Origin of the sequence: Streptomyces sp. NPDC049627 (assembly GCF_044465645.1) — a bacterium.
Taxonomy (GTDB): Bacteria; Actinomycetota; Actinomycetes; order Streptomycetales; family Streptomycetaceae; genus Streptomyces.
This window is the reverse complement of sequence record NZ_JBITLW010000007.1, coordinates 410,308-425,494: the sequence shown is the minus strand read 5'-3', so window position 1 is coordinate 425,494 and position 15,187 is coordinate 410,308. Positions and strand designations below refer to the sequence as shown.

The window sequence follows — 15,187 nt, the reverse complement described above, 5'->3', positions numbered from 1 at the left end:
TCATCCGGTCAGGGCAGCGCGGCGCACAACGCGTCCAGCGCCCCCGACCAGCCGTGGTCCGGCGGTGTCCCGTAGCCCACGACCAGGGCGTCCATCGGCTCGGCGCGGGCGTCGGCGTGGCGGTAGCGGGCGAGGCCGTCGACCACCAGGCCCTGCCAGTGGGCCGCCTGCACGACCGACTGCTCGGTGCCGGGCGGGAGCCGCAGGACGGCGTGCAGTCCGGCCGCGATGCCCGTGGCCCGGACCTCGGGGGCGCGGGCGGCGAGCGCGGCGACCAGGGCGTCGCGGCGGCGCCGGTAACGCAGCCGGGAGGCGCGCACATGGCGGTCGTAGGCGCCGGAGGTGAGGAACTCCGCCAGCGTCAGCTGGTCCAGCGCCCCGCAGGTGTCGACGCCGCCCTTCACCGCCGCGGCCTCCTCCACCAGCGCGGGCGGCAGCACCATCCAGGCCAGCCGCAGGCCGGGCGCGAGGGACTTGCTGGCGGTGCCGAGGTGGACGACCCGGTCGGGGTCGAGGCCCTGGAGCGCGCCGACGGGCTGGCGGTCGTAGCGGAACTCCCCGTCGTAGTCGTCCTCCAGGACCAGCCCGCCGGTGCGCCGCGCCCAGTCCACGACGGCCGCCCGCCGGTCCCGGTGCAGGGGCACGCCCATGGGGAACTGGTGGGCGGGGGTGAGCAGCACGGCGCCGGCGTGGTCCAACTCGCGCGGGTCCGTGCCGAGTTCGTCGAACGGCAGCGGGGTCGTGTGCAGGCCCGCCGCGCGCAGGAGTCTCCAGTGCTCCCTGAGGCCGTACGACTCGACCGCGACCGTCCGTACGCCACGCGCCCTCAGGACCGTGCCGAGGATCCTCAGGCCGTGGGCGAACCCGCCGCAGACCACGATCCGTTCCGGGTCGGCGCGCACGCCCCGTACGCGGGAGAGGTAGCCGGCGAGGGCGGCGCGCAGTTCGGGGCGGCCGCGCGGGTCGCCGTAGCCGAGGGCGTCGTAGGGGGCGCGGGCGAGGGCGCGGCGGGCGGCCCTGAGCCACTCCGTGCGCGGGAAGGAGGCGAGGTCGGGGAAGCCGGGGCGCAGATCGTACTCCGGGCGGCCGAGCTCGCGGCGGCGGGGTGCCGCGCCGGCCGGCGGGACGACCCGTCGCTCCGCCACCCGGGTGCCCGAGCCCTGCCGGGCGGTGAGCCAGCCCTCGGCGACCAGGTCGGCGTAGGCGTCGGCGACCGTGTTGCGGGCGATGCCCAGGTCGGTCGCGAGCGCGCGGGACGACGGCAGCCGGGTGCCGGGGGCGAGCCGGCCGGAGCGCACCGCCTCGCGCAGGGCGTCGGTCAGGCCGCGGCGCAGGCCCGGTCCGGTCGGTTCCACATGCAGGTCGACACCGAAAGTGGCCCATGGTTTCGCCATGGAAATGGACCATACTCCTGGGCTACCCGGCTCCTAGGGTCGAGGACATGACCACGACGAACCACGAGACGCCCGTGGAGTACGCCGCCGAACTCACCCCCCGTCTGGCGTGGGCCAAGCTGGCCCCCGACGTCTACAAGGCGATGATCCGGCTCGACACGGCCGCCAAGCAGGGGCTGGACCCGACGCTGTACGAGCTGGTGAAGATCCGCGCCTCCCAGATCAACCACTGCGCCTTCTGCCTCGACATGCACACCAAGGACGCCCTCGCCGCGGGCGAGAGCGTCGAGCGGATCATCCAGCTCGGCGCCTGGGAGGAGTCGCGGCACTTCTACACCGAGCAGGAGCTCGCGGCGCTGGAGCTGACGGAGGCCGTGACGGTCCTGACGGACGGCTTCGTGCCGGACGGGGTGTACGAGAAGGCCGCCAAGCACTTCGAGGAGGCCGAACTGGCGCAGCTGATCGCCGCGATCACGGTGATCAACGCGTGGAACCGGTTCGGGGTGGCCTGCCGTATGACACCGGGCCACTACCAGCCGGGACAGCACAAGTGACGGTCCGCACCCGGCTCCTCGACCCGGCGGTCGGGCGGGCCATGTCCGCCGTCAGCGCCGCCGCGAAGAAGGGCCTGGGCGATCCCGCGCTGGCCGAGCTCGTGGTGATCCGCGCCTCGCAGATCAACCACTGCGCCTTCTGCCTCGACATGCATCTCGCCATCGCCCGCAAGGACGGCGTGAGCGAGAAGCAGCTGGATCTGCTGGCCGCCTGGGAGGAGGCCGGGGACGTCTTCGACGAGCGGGAGCGGGCCGCGCTGGAGCTGACGGAGGCCGTGACGGTCCTGACGGACGGCTTCGTGCCGGACGAGGTGTACGAGAAGGCCGCCGCGCACTTCGACGACGTCGAGCTCGCCCATCTCCTCGGCCTGATCGTCGCCATCAACAACTGGAACCGGGTGATGGTCGGCCGACGCATCCCGCCCGGGAGACACACGCCATGAACAGCACCCGGGGGACACACGCCATGAACAGCACGCGGGGGTTACCCGCCATGAACAGCGACGGGGGTCACACACCATGAGCACGACCATCACCAAGGCCGACACGTTCCGCGCCCTGCACCGCCGACGCTCGCCCGGTGACCCGCTGGTCCTGCCCGGACCCTGGGACGCGGCCAGTGCCCGGGTCTTCGTCGAGGCCGGCTTCCCGGCGCTCGCGACGCCCAGCGCCGGAGTCGCCGCCTCCCTCGGTCACGAGGACGGGCGGACCCCGGCCGACGAGATGTTCGCGGCCGTCGCCCGGATCACCCGGGCCGTGGACGTGCCGGTGTCGGCGGACATCGAGGGCGGGTACGGGCTGGCGCCGAAGGAGCTGGTGGAGCGGCTGCTGGAGGCGGGGGCCGTGGGCTGCAACCTGGAGGACTCCGAGCACGGCGTCCTCCAGGACCCGCACCGGCACGCCGACTGGCTGGCCGAGGTGCGGGCGGCCGCCGCCGACCGGCTGTTCGTCAACGCCCGCATCGACACCTTCATCCGCCCGCCCGGTGCCGCCGACCCCAAGCAGGCCGCCGAACGGGCCATCGAGCGGGCCGCGCTGTACGTCGCCGCGGGCGCCGACTGCGTGTATCCGATCGGCGCCCCCACCGACGTACTGCCGCTGCTGCGGTCCGGGATCCAGGGGCCGATCAATGTGCACGGCACGGTGACCGGGGACGGCCCCTCGCCCACCGAACTCGGTGAACTCGGGGCCACCCGGATCACGTTCGGGCCGGGATTCCAGCGCAGTGCCGCTCAGGCGCTGCGGGACATCGCGGCCGACCTCACGAAGTGACCGTCAGGACAGCCACGCCTTCCATGTGGACTCGTGGCTGTCCACCCACTTCTTCGCCGCCTCCTCGGGCGACAGCTTCTGGTCGGCGATCATCAAGGAGACCTCGTTCTGGTCCTCGGTCGTCCACTTGAACTTCTTCAGCAGGGCCGCCGCCTTGCCGCCGTCCTTCGCGAAGTCCGCGTTGAGGTACTTCTGCAGCGGGGTGTGCGGATAGGCGCAGGCGACCTTCTCCGGGTCCGCGTCGCAGCCCTCCTTGTACGCCGGCAGCTTCACCTCGGTCATCGGGACCTTCTTGAACAGCCACTGCGGCTCGTACCAGTACGTCAGGAAGGGCTTCTTCTCCTTGGCGAACTGCCTGATCTGCGTGATCTGCGCGGCCTCCGAACCGGCGAACACCACCTGGTAGTCCAGGTCCAGGTTGTTCACCAGCGCCTTGTCGTTGGTGACGTAGGACGGCGAGCCGTCCATCAGCTGGCCCTTGCCGCCGCTCTCGGCGGTGCGCATCTGATCCGCGTACTTGTTGAGGTTCTTCCAGTTCGTGACGTCCGGGTGCTGCTTGGCGAAGTACGTCGGGACGTACCAGCCGATGTGCCCGGTGACCCCGAGGTCGCCGCCGGGCACGATCGTCTTCTTGTCCTTGACGTAGAGCTGCTCCTCGTCGGGGTGGCCCCAGTCCTCCATGATCGCGTCGACGCGGCCCTGGCTGAGCGCGTCCCAGGCGGGCACCTCGTCGATCTGCACGGTGTCGACGCGGTAGCCGAGCTCGTGCTCCAGCAGGTACTGGGCGACGGCCACGTTGGACTGCGCGCCGACCCAGGACTGCACGGACAGGGTCACGGACTTGGCGCCCTGGGCGTTGGCGAAGGGCGAGGCCTGCTTGGTCATGTCGGCGGCGCCGCAGCCGGTCAGCAACAGCAGCGACAGCGAGGAGACACCGGCCACCGCGGCGGTCGTGGTGCGAAGTCGCATGTCACGCTCCCTTCTTCGCGCGGCGCTCGGTGGGCTGGGTCACCCGGTCCAGCATCAGGCCCAGGCAGACGATCGCCGCGCCGGCCACCAGACCGGTCGCCAGGTCGCCCTGGGCGAGGCCGAAGACGACGTCGTAGCCGAGCGCGCCACCGCCGACCAGGCCGCCGATGATGACGACGGCGAGGACCAGGACGACGCCCTGGTTGACGGCGAGCAGCAGCGCCGGGCGGGCCAGCGGGAGCTGGACCTGGCGCAGCTGCTGGGCGGGGGTCGCGCCGAGCGAGCGGGCCGACTCCAGGGCGGCCGCGTCGACCTGGCGCAGGCCCTGGGTGGTGATGCGGACGACGGCGGGCAGGGCGTAGACGACGGCCGCGGCGACCGCGGGGGCGCGGCCCACGCCGAACAGCGCGACGACCGGGATCAGGTACACGAACTGCGGCATCGTCTGGAAGACGTCAAGGACGGGGCGCAGCAGCCGCTCGAAGCGGTCGCTGCGGGCGGCCGCGATGCCGGTCGCGAAGCCGAGGACCAGGGTGACGGCGACGGCCGCCAGGACCTGGGACAGGGTGTCGAGCGACGGGCCCCACACACCGAGGACGCCGATCGCGGCCATGGCGAGGACGGCGGTCAGCGCGGTGCGCCAGGTGCCGATCAGCCAGGCCAGGGCGGCGACGATCAGCAGGACCGACCACCAGGGCAGCCACTGCAGGCCGTCCCGCACGGGGTCGAGGATCCAGGTCGTGAAGTGGGCCGCCCAGTCGGCGGTGCCGCCGATGACGGGGACGCCGGAGTAGAGGTGGTCGGTCATCCAGTCGACGGCGCGGTTGACCGGCTCGGCGATGTTCAGGGTCCAGGCGTCGGGCCAGTCGAGGCGGCCGGTGAGACGTCCGGCGACGGCTACGGCGACGGCGGCCACGAGGGCGTACACCCAGCGCGCCCGGCCGTTCGGCTGCGGCTCGTCACCGAGCCCCTCGCCCGCCGCGCCGGTCACCCGGTCCAGGACGACGGCCAGCAGCACGATCGGGATGCCGGCGGCGAGTGCCGCGCCGACGTCGACCGAGGCCAGCGCCTGGTAGACGCGGTCACCGAGGCCGCCCGCGCCGATGACCGACGCGATGACCGCCATCGACAGCGCCATCATGATCGTCTGGTTGAGGCCGAGGAGGAGTTCCTTGCGGGCCAGCGGGATACGGGCGGTCAGCAGGCGCTGCCGCGCGGTGGTGCCGAGCGACTCGACCGCCTCCAGCACCTCCTTGTCGGCGCCGCGCAGGCCGAGGGCGGTGAGGCGGGCCATCGGCGGGGCGGCGTAGACGACGGTGGCCAGGACGGCAGCGGGAACGCCCATGCCGAAGACCAGGACGACGGGGAGCAGGTAGGCGTACGCCGGGAGCACCTGCATGGTGTCCAGGAGGGGGCGCAGGGCCCGGTCCATGCGGTCGGACAGGCCGGCGGCGAGGCCCAGCAGCGCGCCGACGACGACCGAGGCGAGGACCGCGACGACCATCAGCGCGAGGGTCTGCATGGTCGGGATCCACATGCCGAGGAACCCGCACGCCAGGAACGCGACACCGGTACCGGCGGCGAGCCGCAGGCCCGCGACGCGCCAGGCGATCAGGGCCGCGGCGGCGGTGACGCCGGCCCAGCCGGCGGCGAGCAGCACCAGGTAGACGGCGCGTACGGAGACGACGACCGCGTTGCTGATGTGGCCGAAGAAGTACAGGAACAGGGGGTGGCTGTCCCGGTTGTCGATGATCCAGGTGCTGGTCCTGGTGAGGGGGTCGGTGAGGTCGACGGTCAGTGCGTCCGGCCAGCTGCCGCTCGCCCAGCGGGCGTTGGCCAGCGGCACGAGGACCGCGGCGGCGAGGGCCAGCAGGGCGAGCTTGGCGACAGCGCGGTTTCTCAGGATGCCGGGGAGCGTGCGGGGAGTCGGTGCGGTGATCGTTGCCATCAGACCGCCTCCTTGGCGGTCCCGGCCACCACCTCGAGCAGCGCCTCGGAGTCCACCACCCCGACGCACCGGCCCTCGTCGACGACGCGTGCGGGAGCGCCCGCCCGTGCCACCGCCTCGATCGCCTCGGACACCGTCGCGTCCGGCGCGACCGCCGGGCCGTTGCCCTGCTCGCTCGCCGACGCGGTCCTCATCGCCGTACGGACGGTCATGACCTGTTCGCGCGGGACGTCGCGGACGAACTCGCGGACGTAGTCGTCGGCCGGGGAGCCGACGATCTCCTCCGGGGTGCCGAGCTGGACGACGGCGCCGTCGCGCATCAGGGCGATGCGGTCGCCGAGCTTCAGGGCCTCGCTGAGGTCGTGGGTGATGAAGACCATCGTGCGGCCCTCCTCGCGGTGCAGGCGGACGACCTCCTCCTGCATGTCGCGCCGGATCAGCGGGTCGAGCGCGCTGAAGGGCTCGTCGAAGAGCAGGACCTCGGGGTCCACGGCCAGCGCCCGAGCGAGGCCCACGCGCTGACGCTGACCGCCGGACAGCTGGCCGGGCCTGCGGTGCTCCATGCCCTCCAGGCCGACCTTGGCGACGACCTCGGCGGCCCGCTCGCGGCGCTGTGCCTTGCCGACGCCCTGGATCTCCAGGCCGTAGGCCACGTTGTCGAGGACCGTGCGGTGCGGCAGCAGGCCGAAGTGCTGGAAGACCATCGCGGCGCGGTGGCGGCGCAGCTCGCGCAGGCGGGTCTTGTCCATGGCGCGGACGTCCTCGCCGTCGATGGCGATCGTGCCGGAGGTGGGCTCGATCAGCCGGGTCAGACAGCGCACCAGCGTGGACTTGCCGGAGCCGGACAGGCCCATGACGACGAAGACCTCGCCCTTGCGGACGTCGAAGGAGACGTCCCGGACCGCCGCCGTGCAGCCGGTGCGCGTGCGCAGCTCGGCGGGGGCGAGCGCGGCCAGCTCCGGGTCGGCGGGGACGCGGTGCGCCTTCGGGCCGAAGACCTTCCACAGGCCCTCGACGGAGAAGACCGGCGCCGCGGTCGGCGGCTTGCGGGTCTCGGGCATCGTGTTCTCCGTCGTCGTGTTCTCGGGTGTCGTGGTCTCGGATGTCGTGGTCTCGGGCGTCGTCTCAGGGGTCGTACTCATCACGCCTCACCTCCCATCAGGTCCGCCGCCCTCTCCCCGACCATGAGCACCCCGATCATCGGGTTCACTGCGGTCATCGTCGGGAACACGGAGGCGTCGGCGATTCGGATTCCATCCAGTCCGCGGATCCGCAACTGCGGGTCCACCACGGCCAGTTCGTCGTCGGCGGCGCCCATACGGCAGGTGCCGGCCGGGTGGTACACGGTGTGCGCGACCTTGCGGGCGTACTCGCCGATCTCCTCGTCGCCCGTGACGTCCGGGCCGGGGCACACCTCGCGCTTGAGCCAACCGGCGAGCGGCTCGGCCTTGGCGATCTCGCGGGCGATCTTTATCCCGTCGACCAGGGTCCGCCCGTCGTAGTCGTCCTCGTCCGTGAAGTAGCGGAAGTCGAGGGCGGGCTTCACCGACGGGTCGGCGCTGGTCAGGTACAGCCGGCCGCGGCTCTTCGGCTTGGGGATGTTCGGGGTCATCGACACCCCGAACTCCGGCCGCTCGTAGCCCAGTCGCTCCGGGTTGTCCGTGAAGGGGATCTGGTAGAAGTGGAACATCAGGTCGGGGCCCTGGTGTTCGGGGTCGCGCCGCACGAACAGCCCGGCATCCGAGTCCATCGCGGAGTTGTCGGGGATGGGGCCGTTGGTCTCCCAGACGATCACCGACTCGGGGTGGTCGAGCAGGTTCTCGCCGACGCCCGGCAGGTCGAGCGCCACGGGTATGCCGAGCGCCTCAAGGTCCGCCTTCGGGCCGATCCCGGAGTGCAGCAGCAGGCGGGGCGAGTCGACGGCGCCCGCGCACAGGACGACCTCGCGCCGGGCCCGTATCAGCAGTTCCTCGCCGTCCTTGGCGCGCACGTGGACGCCCTCGGCGCGGGTGCCGTCGAGCTCCAGCTTGTACGCCCAGGTCTCCAGCAGGATGGTGAGGTTCTCGCGCTCGTCCATCACAGGGTGCAGATACGCCACCGACGCCGACGAGCGCTTGTTGTTCTCGGGGTGGTAGGCGAGGTCGAAGAAGCCGACGCCCTCGGTGAAGGGCTGCTTGTTGAAGCCCTCGACGCGCGGGACACCGAGCGCGCTCTGGGCGGCGTCCACGAAGTCGCGGGCGATGGCGTTGCGGTCCTTCTCGTCGACGGAGACGATGTTGTTCTTCAGCCGGGCGTAGTACGCCTCCATCGGCACCGCGCCCCAGCCCTTGGCGCCGGCCTCCTCCCACTCGTCCCAGTCGGACGGGAGCGGCTTGAAGGAGATGAGGGTGTTGTGCGAGGAGCAGCCGCCGAGGACGCGGGCGCGGCTGTGCCGGATGTGGGAGTTGCCGCGGGGCTGCTCGGTGGTCGGGTAGTCGTAGTCCAGCTCGCCGCCGAGCAGGCCCATCCACCGGCGCAGGGTGAGGACGTCGTCGCGGCCGACGTCGCTGGGGCCGCCCTCGATGACGGCGACGGTGACGTCGGGGTTCTCGGTGAGGCGGGAGGCGATGACGGATCCTGCGGTGCCGCCGCCTATCACGACGTAGTCGTACTCGTGGGTCTTCTCGGGCATGGGGTGGTACTCCAAGGGGGGGGTTGATCAGGGCTGACCGGGGTGGGGGGGTGGGGGTAGGGGTCAGCCCGCGAACCAGCGCACCGGCTTGGGCGCGAGGTTCTGGTAGACGTGCTTGGTCTCGCGGTACTCGGCGAGTCCGGCGGGGCCGAGTTCGCGGCCCACTCCGCTCTTGCCGAAGCCGCCCCACTCCGCCTGCGGGAGGTAGGGGTGGAAGTCGTTGATCCAGACGGTGCCGTGGCGCAGGCGGCCCGCGACGCGCCGGGCCCGGCCGGCGTCGGCGGTCCAGACGGCGCCGGCGAGGCCGTACTCGGTGTCGTTGGCGAGGGCGACGGCCTCGTCCTCGGTGCGGAAGGTCTCGACGGTGAGGACGGGCCCGAAGACCTCCTCGCGTACGACCCTCATCTCGCGGTGGCAGTGGTCGAGGACGGTCGGCTCGTAGAAGTAGCCGTTCGCGGGCCGCTCGGCCGACGGCTCGGGGCGCTTGCCGCCGGAGCGCAGCACCGCGCCCTCCTTGAGCGCGGAGTCGACGTACCCCTCGACCTTGGCGCGCTGCTGCTCGGAGACGAGCGGGCCGCACTCGACGCCGTCGGCGGTGCCGCGGCCGAGGCGGATCTTCTGGGCCCGGCGGGCGAGTTCGGCCACGAAGCGGTCCCTGACGGACTCCTCGACGATGAGGCGGGCGCCCGCCGAGCAGACCTGGCCGCTGTGGATGAAGGCGGCGTTGAGGGCCTGGTCGACGGCGGTGTCGAAGGCCTCGTCGGTGGCGCAGGCGTCGGCGAAGACGACGTTGGGGTTCTTGCCGCCGAGTTCGAGGGCGACCTTCTTGACGGTGGGCGCCGCGGCCTGGGCCACCTTGGTGCCGCTGATCAGTCCGCCGGTGAAGGAGACCAGGTCGACGTCGGGGTGCTCGGCGAGGCGGGCGCCGACGGAGTGGCCGGGGCCGGTGACGATGCCCGCGACCCCGGCGGGCAGCCCGGCCTCGACCAGCAGCTCGATGAGCGCGATGGTCGTCATCGGCGTGATCTCGCTCGGCTTGACCACGAAGGTGTTCCCGGCGGCGAGGGCGGGCGCGATCTTCCAACTGGCCTGGAGGAGGGGGTAGTTCCAGGGCGTGATCAGCGCGCACACGCCGACCGGCTCATGGACGACGACACTGTGGATGTCGGCCGAGCCGGCGTCGACGACCCGGCCCGGGGCCTCGGCGGCGACGAGCTCGGCGAAGTAGCGGAAGGCGTCGGCGACGCAGTCGATGTCGACCCGGCCCTCTTCGACGGTCTTGCCGGCGTCGCGGCTCTCCAGCAGGCCGAGCTTCTCGCGGTCGCGCACGAGCAGGTCGGCGACGCGGCGCAGCAGGGCGGCACGCTCGGCGACGGGCGTGCGCGGCCACTCGCCCTGGCCTCCGTCGAAGGCACGGTGGGCGGCCGCGACCGCCAGGTCGGTGTCCTTCTCGTCACCCTCCGCGACCACGGCGAACGGCGCCGCGTCCGCGGGGTCGAGGATCTCGCGCGTCGCGCCGGAGCCGGCCGCACGCCACTCCCCTCCCACGTGGATGGTGCTGCGCGCCGTGAGTTCCGTACTTTCCGCCATGATCGGTGTTGCCTTCCGTTCCTGTTCAGAGCCCCTGCGTCACACAGGTGTCACACACGGGGACCGAGTGCGCCTGCCCCCCGCCTCCGGATGCATGCGCGATCCGTGACCGAAAGTGCGCCGGGTCACTGAACATAAGGACAAAATGGATAAAAAAGGAATCCGTAGACGGCGGCAAGGTTTTTTGACTAAAGTCAAAGAAATATGGAGCCAGTACCGACGGAGCACGTGACGGCCTTCCGCCGCTTCAACCGTTACTTCACACGCCGCATCGGCGTACTGGACGACCACTACCTCGGCCAGGACCGCCCGCTCGGCGAGGCACGGCTGCTCTTCGAGATCTCCGAGTTCCCGGCCGGCGCGTCCCTGCGGGAGCTCAGGAGCCGGCTCGGGCTGGACGCCGGATACCTGAGCCGGATGGCGAAGGCGCTGGAGTCCCAGGGCATGGTCCGGCTGAGTGCGCACCCGCAGGACAACCGGCTGCGGATGATCGAACTGACCCCGGCCGGGCGGGTGGAGCTGAAGGAGCAGAACCGGCGGGCGGGCGCGGTCGTCGCCGGGCTGCTCGAAGGCCTCAGCGCTCCGCAGCGCACCGAACTGACCGAGGCGATGGCCACCGCACAGCGCCTCCTGCGCCTCGCGGGCATCACCGTCGACCTGGTCGACGGCGCCGCGCCGGACGCCCGGGCCTGCCTGGACGTGTACGCGGCCGACATCGACGAGCGGTTCCCCGAGGGGTACGACAGGGCCTGGCTGGTCCGGCCGGAGGAGGTGTCCGGCGACGCCGGCGCCTTCTTCGTCGCCCGCGAGGAGGGCCGTCCCGTGGGCTGCGGGGCGCTGCGGCGCCTGGAACCCGGCGTCGGCGAGATCCGCCATGTCTGGGTGCACCCCGAAGCCCGCCGCCTCGGCCTCGCCCGCCGCCTGCTGGCCGCCCTCGAACAGGAGGCCGCCGCACGGCACTTGGCCGTGGTACGCCTCGACACCCACGCCGTGCTCACCGAGGCGCAGGCGATGTACCGGGCGTGCGGGTACACCGAGATCCCGGCCTACAACGACGACGTGTACGGCGGCCACTGGTTCGAGAAGCGGCTGCCGCAGACCCGTACCACATAGCCGGATCCGCCGGTCGCCGTTCTGAACTCTCCTTCCGGCCACGGAAGTTACGCCACAATGTTGTCGTGTCCACCTACCTGGAATCAGAGCTCGACGACGGTACGCCGGTGAGGTTCCTGCTCACTCCCCCGGCGGCGGCCCCCGAACCACCCCCCGCACGGGACGACGACCTCCCCGAGGGCATGGGGCGGGCCGTCCCCGTCGCCACGGGCGGGAGCCGGACCGTCGCCCGTCTCGCGACCGGCGCTCTGCGCAGCGCGCTCAAGCCGCTCGGGCCGCTGCTGCAGGAGGTGCACGACGCGGCCTCGGCCGCACCGAATCCGCCGAGCGAACTCAGCGTGACCTTCGGCGTGCAGGTCGGGCAGGACCTCAAGCTCGGGATCGTCGGCGGCAACGGGCAGGCGCACCTCACCGTCACCGCCAGTTGGAAGCCGTCGCCCGGCGCGGAGTGACCGTGGGGTGGTTCAAGCAGGTCCAGGCCGTGCCCGGCGACGACGCCGGCCCCTGTGTGGCGACCGTGTGCCGGGCTGCCGACGGCAAGACGGCGGGCGCGGCGGTCGTACTCGGCGTCGACACGGTGCTGACGTGCGCGCACGTCGTCAACGACGCCCTGGGCAGACCCATGTTCGAGTCCCGGCCGCCCGGTCTCGACGAGCTGTTCGTCGAGCTGAACCGGAAGACCGAGCGGTACCCCGCGCGCGTGGCGCACTGGGTCGGACCGCGGGCCCGCGACGGAGGAGCCGTGCGCGACGGCGACGGGGAGTGGCTCGGCGATCTGGCGGTGCTGCGGATCGAGACGCCGCCCGGCAGGGTCCCCGCGCCCGACCGCCGTACGGCCATGGTGCCCGGTCAGAAGGTGCGCGCCTGGCACGGCAGCGGGTACAGCGCGACCTTCGCCGATCTGCGGGTCGCCGCTCTCGACGGCCCGATCGGCTATCTCGACGGCAAGGGCACGGGCATGGCGGTCGGCCCCGGCTACAGCGGCGGTCCGCTGTGGTCCGAGGAGGACGGAGCCGTCGTAGGACTCGTGGCCGCGCACTTCATGCCGCCCTGCGATGCCGGCGGGGCCCCGCTGCCGCACAGCCCCCAGCACATGATCCGGCGCAGCTGGGGCATCCCCTGGCAGCGGATCGAGGCCGAGCTGCGTCCCCTCGGCGTACTCCTCACCGAGGACGCCGAGGACACCGAGGACACCGGCCCGGACGAACCCGCCTTCGGCATGCTCGTGAGCGCGGTCCGCAACGCCCTGCCGTCGCCGTACTCCCTCGGCGACACCGCCCGCCAGCTGGCACTCGCGTGCGACGTCGGGCAGGGCAGCCCCGTCAGTCCTCCCCCCATCGAGGAGTTCGCGGCCTTTCTGCTCCGCCATCCTCGCGCCCTGGCGGCCTTCACCGAGATCCTGCGGCCCAGGAACCCGGCGGCCACCAACCGCGTGCTGGTCGCCGGCCGGCTCTCCCGGACCCCGCTGCTGCTCTCACCCCGCGAACGCCAGCGACTGCACCAGCTGCTGCGCAAGGTGGACCGGCCGGTGCTGGAGCGGATCCCCGAGGCGGTGCGCGAGGCCGCCAAACGGGTGGCCGTCCCGACCGACGGGGACACCCTGGACGTCCTGCTGGACCGACTGGAGGAGCTGTCCGGGGACGGCCACTCCGACGACGGCGAGCCCCGGGTCCCGGCCCTGCTGCGGGTCGTCGAGTACGTCGCCGTGCTGTGCCCGGCGCCCCGGCAGGCGGAGCTCCGGCTGTGGTCGGACGGTGTGCGGGTGCGGCTCGGCATCCCGGAGGCGGCCCTGCGGGAGCGGCGCTCGGACGCCCAGGACTGGGCCCGCATGCTCCGCGGCCGCGCCCCGCGCAAGCGGGTCCTGGTCCAGGTGGCGCGAGCCGGGCGGGGGCGGCACCGGCTGCGCATCTGGTGCGACGAGGGCAGCGGGCCCCGGCAGGTGTCGACGGACAGCACCGCCTCCCACACGGCGTCCCAGGCGGCCCGCGAACTGCTGCGCGTCCTGGAGTCCCTCACGCCCTCCGCCGAGGACGGCGGGCGGCCGCTGGTGGAGGTGCTGGTGGACCGCGACGATCTCAACCTGCCGGTCGACGAATGGGCGGCCCAGGTACCCGGCGAGGTCGTGCCGGGGGTGCTCGGCGTGGAGTTCCCGCTGGTCGTGCACTGTCCGGAACTCCTGCGCCGGCACGAGCGTTTTCTTCCCGACTGGCGAGAGCGGTGGAGACAGCTCGACTCCGGCGAGACGCTCGTCGTCTCGGATCCGGCGCAGGACCCGAACCAGATCTACTACGAGCTGATGGGACGGCTCGACACGGTCCGCGTCTCCGTCGACGTGCCGCCGGAGCCGCGCAAAGCCATCGTTCAGATCTGTCTCGCCGTGGGCATACCGGTGGTGGTGTGGGACCGCGGCCGGGACACGCCCTCGCATGTCACCAAGCACATGGCGGACGTCGCCACCCGTGAACTGCCCGACGGGGTACGGGTCTACCGGGCCAACGCCCGGGGCACCCGCGCCCCCGAGTTCCCCGGCCGCCCGGTCCTCGCCTGGGCCGACGCCGACCGTACCGTGCCCCGACTGCACCTGAGCGAACCACAGGAGAGCGCATGACCTCCGCTCCCGAGGCCGACTGGCGCCTCTTCCGCGGCGACGGCGTCCCGCGCGCCGTCACCCTGCCCTCGGCGCCGCCGTGGCGCCGGTTCACCCCGACCCCGTCCGTCCGCCCCGAACTGCCGTATCTGATCCAGCCGGAGCACGCCGACGTCGTCAACGCCGCCCTGCATCTGCGCCGCCCGCTGCTGGTGACCGGACCGGCCGGCACCGGCAAGTCGTCGCTCGCCCGGGCGATCGCGCACGAGCTGCGGCTGGGCGAGCTGCTGCGCTGGTCCATCAACAGCCGGTCGACGGTACGGGAGGCGCTCTACCAGTACGACGCGATCGGCCGCCTGCGGGAGACGACGCTGAGCCGCGACCGGGGCGAACGCGAGCCGTCGATCGGCACCTTCATCAGGCTGGGCCCCCTGGGCACGGCGCTCGTCCCGTCGGCGGCCCCGAGGGCGCTGCTCATCGACGAGATGGACAAGGGCGACGTCGACCTGCCCAACGACCTGCTCACCGTCTTCGAGGAGGGCTACTTCGACATCCCCGAACTGACCCGCCTCCCCGAGGACATGGCCGACGTGGAGGTCCAGACCGCCGACCACCGCGGCACGGTGATGGTCCACCAGGGACGGGTGCAGTGCGCCGAGTTCCCGGTCGTCGTCATCACGAGCAACGGCGAACGCGAGTTCCCGCCGGCCTTCCTGCGCCGCTGCGTCCGCCTCGCCCTCCCGGTCCCCGACGAGGCCCGCCTGCGCGCCATCGTCACCGCCCACCTGGGCGAGGAGGCCCTGCGCGACGCGGACGACCTGATCGAGGCCTTCCTGCGCCGCCGCGCCCCGGGCGAGCTGGCCACGGACCAGCTCCTCAACGCGGTGTTCCTGCGCAACGGCGGGGTGGACCTGGACGCGGAGGGCTTGCTGGACGCCGTGTTGCACCAGCTGACCGGGGCGTTGTGACGGCGATGGGGGTGGTGGGGGTGGTGCGCGGCCCCGAAGGGTCGCCCCCGGGGCGGGGGCACTGCGCCGTGCAGGGGTGCGGGGCTGTGGCATGCGCGGCTCCGCCGCGATCGCGGTCTCC

Annotated in this window: 13 protein-coding genes; 7 read left to right on the top strand and 6 right to left on the bottom strand. The window is 72.5% G+C overall.

Annotated features, from left to right (window positions below; all coding sequences use genetic code 11):
• Positions 1–8: 8 nt before the first annotated feature.
• Entirely contained in the window at positions 9–1,394 is a 1,386-nt protein-coding gene (locus tag ACIBU0_RS21560; RefSeq protein ID WP_398820618.1) for a PLP-dependent aminotransferase family protein, read from the bottom strand.
• Positions 1,395–1,441: 47 nt separating this feature from the next.
• Between ACIBU0_RS21560 and ACIBU0_RS21555 the strand changes: the two genes are divergently transcribed.
• The 3 genes from ACIBU0_RS21555 (at position 1,442) to ACIBU0_RS21545 (ending at position 3,220) form a co-directional block, all read left to right on the top strand.
• On the top strand, positions 1,442–1,948 hold the full coding sequence (locus tag ACIBU0_RS21555; RefSeq protein WP_398820616.1) for a carboxymuconolactone decarboxylase family protein: 507 nt from the start codon (positions 1,442–1,444) through the stop codon (positions 1,946–1,948).
• Positions 1,945–2,391 (top strand): carboxymuconolactone decarboxylase family protein, encoded by a 447-nt coding sequence (locus tag ACIBU0_RS21550; RefSeq protein WP_398820613.1) that lies wholly within the window; start codon positions 1,945–1,947, stop codon positions 2,389–2,391. Before ACIBU0_RS21555 ends, ACIBU0_RS21550 begins: the two co-directional genes overlap by 4 nt.
• Before the next feature lie 76 nt (positions 2,392–2,467).
• On the top strand, positions 2,468–3,220 hold the full coding sequence (locus ACIBU0_RS21545) for an isocitrate lyase/phosphoenolpyruvate mutase family protein (RefSeq protein ID WP_398820610.1): 753 nt from the start codon (positions 2,468–2,470) through the stop codon (positions 3,218–3,220).
• Between the two features lie 3 nt (positions 3,221–3,223).
• Here ACIBU0_RS21545 and ACIBU0_RS21540 read toward each other — a convergent pair whose 3' ends face one another.
• The 5 genes from ACIBU0_RS21540 to ACIBU0_RS21520 all read right to left on the bottom strand — a co-directional run bounded on the left by ACIBU0_RS21540 (position 3,224) and on the right by ACIBU0_RS21520 (position 10,398).
• Complete coding sequence (locus ACIBU0_RS21540; RefSeq protein ID WP_398820607.1) at positions 3,224–4,189, bottom strand: ABC transporter substrate-binding protein; 966 nt, start codon at positions 4,187–4,189, stop codon at positions 3,224–3,226.
• Between the two features lies 1 nt (position 4,190).
• Entirely contained in the window at positions 4,191–6,137 is a 1,947-nt protein-coding gene (locus ACIBU0_RS21535; protein WP_398820604.1) for an ABC transporter permease, read from the bottom strand.
• Positions 6,137–7,198 (bottom strand): glycine betaine/L-proline ABC transporter ATP-binding protein, encoded by a 1,062-nt coding sequence (locus tag ACIBU0_RS21530; protein ID WP_398820844.1) that lies wholly within the window; start codon positions 7,196–7,198, stop codon positions 6,137–6,139. Before ACIBU0_RS21530 ends, ACIBU0_RS21535 begins: the two co-directional genes overlap by 1 nt.
• 80 nt (positions 7,199–7,278) lie before the next feature.
• The gene (locus ACIBU0_RS21525) at positions 7,279–8,808 is read right to left on the bottom strand and encodes a GMC family oxidoreductase (RefSeq protein WP_398820602.1); all 1,530 of its coding nucleotides are present in this window, start codon (positions 8,806–8,808) and stop codon (positions 7,279–7,281) included.
• Between the two features lie 63 nt (positions 8,809–8,871).
• Positions 8,872–10,398, bottom strand: a complete 1,527-nt coding sequence (locus ACIBU0_RS21520; protein ID WP_398820599.1) for an aldehyde dehydrogenase family protein — start codon at positions 10,396–10,398, stop codon at positions 8,872–8,874.
• Positions 10,399–10,602: 204 nt separating this feature from the next.
• On the opposite strand from ACIBU0_RS21520, the gene ACIBU0_RS21515 reads away from it, so the two are divergent.
• The 4 genes from ACIBU0_RS21515 to ACIBU0_RS21500 all read left to right on the top strand — a co-directional run bounded on the left by ACIBU0_RS21515 (position 10,603) and on the right by ACIBU0_RS21500 (position 15,066).
• Positions 10,603–11,511, top strand: coding sequence for a GNAT family N-acetyltransferase (locus ACIBU0_RS21515; RefSeq protein ID WP_398820596.1), 909 nt, complete (start codon positions 10,603–10,605; stop codon positions 11,509–11,511).
• Positions 11,512–11,576: 65 nt separating this feature from the next.
• Positions 11,577–11,963: a CU044_2847 family protein gene (locus ACIBU0_RS21510; RefSeq protein WP_398820593.1), complete on the top strand. Its 387-nt coding sequence runs from the start codon at positions 11,577–11,579 to the stop codon at positions 11,961–11,963.
• 2 nt (positions 11,964–11,965) lie between these two features.
• A complete protein-coding gene (locus tag ACIBU0_RS21505; RefSeq protein WP_398820590.1) occupies positions 11,966–14,119 on the top strand; it encodes a trypsin-like peptidase domain-containing protein in 2,154 nt (717 codons plus the stop codon).
• On the top strand, positions 14,116–15,066 hold the full coding sequence (locus tag ACIBU0_RS21500; RefSeq protein WP_398820587.1) for an AAA family ATPase: 951 nt from the start codon (positions 14,116–14,118) through the stop codon (positions 15,064–15,066). Before ACIBU0_RS21505 ends, ACIBU0_RS21500 begins: the two co-directional genes overlap by 4 nt.
• Positions 15,067–15,187: the final 121 nt, after the last annotated feature.